The 3,555-nt window shown below is 71.2% G+C and carries 5 protein-coding genes; 3 read left to right on the forward strand and 2 right to left on the reverse strand.

Annotated elements, in window-relative coordinates; translation table 11 throughout:
- Positions 1 to 96 precede the first annotated feature (96 nt).
- Together ABZS42_RS31795 and ABZS42_RS31800 are read right to left on the reverse strand one after the other, a co-directional pair.
- On the reverse strand, positions 97 to 444 hold the full coding sequence (locus ABZS42_RS31795; protein ID WP_355151642.1) for an Lsr2 family protein: 348 nt from the start codon (positions 442 to 444) through the stop codon (positions 97 to 99).
- 180 nt (positions 445 to 624) lie between these two features.
- Complete coding sequence (locus ABZS42_RS31800; RefSeq protein WP_355151644.1) at positions 625 to 1,266, reverse strand: response regulator transcription factor; 642 nt, start codon at positions 1,264 to 1,266, stop codon at positions 625 to 627.
- A gap of 66 nt (positions 1,267 to 1,332) precedes the next feature.
- Here ABZS42_RS31800 and ABZS42_RS31805 point away from each other — a divergent pair, with 66 nt between their 5' ends.
- The 3 genes from ABZS42_RS31805 to ABZS42_RS31815 all read left to right on the forward strand — a co-directional run.
- Positions 1,333 to 2,070, forward strand: a complete 738-nt coding sequence (locus ABZS42_RS31805) for a HAMP domain-containing sensor histidine kinase (RefSeq protein WP_355151646.1) — start codon at positions 1,333 to 1,335, stop codon at positions 2,068 to 2,070.
- A gap of 85 nt (positions 2,071 to 2,155) precedes the next feature.
- Positions 2,156 to 3,025 (forward strand): manganese catalase family protein, encoded by an 870-nt coding sequence (locus tag ABZS42_RS31810; RefSeq protein ID WP_355151648.1) that lies wholly within the window; start codon positions 2,156 to 2,158, stop codon positions 3,023 to 3,025.
- A gap of 66 nt (positions 3,026 to 3,091) precedes the next feature.
- Positions 3,092 to 3,555 (forward strand): putative manganese transporter (locus ABZS42_RS31815; protein ID WP_355151650.1); only part of this gene is annotated, 464 nt, incomplete at its 3' end.

The raw sequence follows: 3,555 nt of genomic DNA on the forward strand, positions 1-3,555 counted from the left end.
CGACACCGGCCCGGAGATCGACGAGTCGAACGCGAGCAGCGAGGCACCCGGACGTACGGTGACCGGCCCGTTGACCGTCGCGCCGGACAGGCAGGGTCAGCGGTTCTTGTACGCCTCGGCGACCTCGACCGGGATCCGACCCCGTTCCGAGATCCGGTAACCGTTCTTGGCAGCCCATTCGCGGATGGCGCGGTTCTGCTCCCGATCCATTCCCGCGCCGCCGATCCGGACCGGCCGCCGTCCACCGCGGGCGCTCTCCACATTGCCGCGCCCGATGCGGCGACCGGCGGTGATGTAAGGGTCGAGCGCCTTGCGCAGCACGCCGGCGTTCTCGTCCGAGACGTCGATGGTGTAGCCGACGCCGTCGAGGCTGAACTCGACGGTCCGGTCGGCCTTTCCACCATCGAGGTCGTCGGTCAGCACCGTGATTACTTTTCTGGCCATCGCCGATTACTCCCTGTCTGGGGCGGGGTGTGTTCCAAAGTTTGACGTACGATCCCGGTAAACCGCAAGAATACGGTCGATTCATTTTGGCGGGTCGTGTTTTCGCGCCACCAATAGTGTGCCTGACGGGGTAATCGGTGCCACCACCAGATCGGTGGGCCGTGGAATCGGCCCGACTGTTCATTCGCCGAGCAGACCCACCTGGCCGGCGAGAGCGGCGGCCTCGGCCCGGGTGGAGACCCGCAGTTTCCGCAACAGAGCGGCGATCATCCGCTTCACGGTCCGTTCCGACACGTGCAGGTTCTCGGCGATCTCCACCGTGCTGCGACCGGTGGCGACGGCCCGCAGCAGACGACGCTCCTCGACGTCCAGGTCGATCGCGGCGGACCGGGCCGGTCGGAGCAGCGCACGCAGCAGCTCCGACGGGAGCACCGCCCAACCGTCGAGGACCGCCAGCAGCGGCGGCAGCAGCTCCTCGGGTTCGCTGCTCTTCGGCAGGTACCCCTCGGCGCCGGCCCGCAGCGCCTCCAACGCCGGGGCCGGGTCGTCGCTGCCCGACATGGCCACGACGCGTACCCGGGGCGTGGTCCGCCGGATGGCGGCCACGGCGCGTACGCCGCCCGGAGGCGGCATGTGCAGGTCGACCAGGGCCAGGTCCGGATGGCAGCGGCTCACCAGCGAGGCGGCCGACGCGGCGTCACCGGTCGAGCCCACGACCTCCACCCGCTTGTCGGTCGCGGCGGGCAGCAGAAGTTCGAGCCCGCGCACGAAGAGCGGGTGGTCGTCGACGACGACGAGCCGAATGGTGGGCACGTCGGGCATGTCTGGTCCCTTCCCGAGCGGGTACCGATCATGCGGGTACGCACCGGTACGGAGGGAGCGGGTCGGATGCGCGGACGGTACGGGTTGGCGGCGTTGCTGCGAGGTTCCCGGCGGATCGAGCCGACCGGTGAGGACATGGACCGGTCGACCCCTACCGACCCGGAACTGCTGCTGCGCGTGCTCTGTCACGAGTTCCGTACCCCGGTCAGCTCGCTGACCTCGCTGACCGGGGCACTCGCCGACGAGCGCCGGGAGCTGACCGCCGCCGACCGCCGGGCGATCATCCGACTCGCGCGGGACCAGGCCGCGCACCTGCAGGCGTTGCTCCGAGACGCGACCGCCGGCACCGGCGCGCTGGCCCCGGCGGCCGCGCCGGAGACGCTCGTGCCGCTCGGCGGACTCCTGCGGGAGGCCGCCGCTCTGGTGCCCGTGCACCGGCGGTGGGTCCGGGCCACCCGGCGGGCGGGGCGGTGCCCGGTGCCGGCGGGACGGGTCCGGCAGGTGCTGGTCAACCTGGTCGAGAACGCTATGCGGCACGGGCCTCGCGACGGTCAGGTGGGGATCTACGCGACGCTGCGCCGCTCCGGGCTCAGCCTGCTGGTGACCAACGAGGGGCGGGTGGCGGCGAGTCTGCTGGAGGCGCTGCGCCGGCCGCAGCCGGGCTCCGGGATGTCCGGGCTCGGCCTGTGGATCGTCCGCCGGCTCGTCGCGGCCCACGGCGGTTCGGTGCACGTGCACCGGCTCCGCCCACGTGGTGTGGCGATAGAGGTGCGGCTGCCGCAAGGCGCGCACCCCGGCGGTTGACCCGGCTGGGCCGCCGGTTGGCCCGGCCGGGCCAGCAACACGGGAACGTACCGGTGCCACGACGTCGCGGTACCGAGGAGGACCATTGTTCACCCACCTGAAGGACCTGCAGTTCGAGGCGAAGCCGGACGGCCCGGACGCCGCGTTCGCCCGCCGGCTACAGGAGATCCTGGGCGGCAAGTGGGGCGAGATGACCGTCGCCAACCAGTACCTCTACCAGGGCTGGAACTGCCGCCTGCCCGGCAAGTACAAGGACCTGTTCCTCGACGTCGGCACCGAGGAGATGGGTCACGTCGAGATGATCGCCACGATGATCACCCGGCTGCTCGAGAACGCGCCCCTGTCGTTGCAGGAGGCGGCCGAGCACAACCCGATGGTGGGGGCGATCTACGGCGGCTCCAACCCGGCGCACTTCATCCACGGCGGCGGCGGGGCGTTGCCGGTGGACAGTGCCGGGGTGCCGTGGAACGGCTCGTACATCACGGCCAGCGGCAACCTGCTGGCCGACTTCTACCTCAACGTCACCGCCGAGGCCCAGGGCCGGCTGCAGGTGGCCCGGTTGTTCAACATGACCGACGACCCGGGGGTCAAGCAGATGCTCCGCTTCCTGCTGGCCCGGGACACCATGCACCAGAACATGTGGATGGCCGCGATCGAGCAGCTCAAGGAGGACGGCCTGGAGGAGATGCCGGTGCCGGACGCCTTCCCCGACTCGTCCGAGTTGACCGAGCAGTTCGGCTACACCTACCTGGACTTCTCGCCCGGCACCGACGCCTCCGAGGGGCGCTGGGCGTCCGGGCCGGCGCCGGACGGCAAGGGCCGGTTCCAGTACGACAACAGTCCGCGGGCGCACGCGCCGGAACCGGTGCTGCCGCCCGGAGATCCGCGCCTGTACGGCACCAACCCGGGCATGGTCGGCAAGGTCGCTACCAAGGTCAAGAGCAAGCTCACCTGATGTCGCCGCGCCGGGCCGCCCACCTGGCGGGCAGCCGGGCGGCACCTGTCCTGGAGGAGGTGTGCCGTGACCGAACTCTTGCTTCGTCCGCTCGCGGACGCGTTCATGCAGGTGGGCGTCTACGTCGCTGTCATGGTGGCACTCTTCGGCTGGCTGCGCTGGCGCTACGGCGACCGGGCCACCGACGGCCTCACCACGCATCCCCGGCTCGGACCGCTGGTCGGGGCGCTGCTCGGCGTGAGCCCCGGCTGCGGTGGGGCGATCATCCTGATGCCGCTGTACGCACGTGGGAAGGTCTCCTTCGGCACTGTCATCGCCGCGCTGGTCGCGACCATGGGTGACTCCTCCTGGGTCGTGATCGCCTGGAACCCGCTCTTCGCGCTCAAGATCCACCTGCTGCTGTTCGCGGTGGGGCTGGTCACCGGGTACGTCGTGGACGCTCTCGGCATCGACCCGGCGCGCCGCGGTCGGCACGCCGCGGCGTGGGCGGCCCGCGTCGACGGGCCCGCCGCACCGGCCGGGCGGGTGGC

Source organism: Micromonospora sp. NPDC005367 (assembly GCF_040606825.1).
Lineage (GTDB): Bacteria > Actinomycetota > Actinomycetes > Mycobacteriales > Micromonosporaceae > Micromonospora.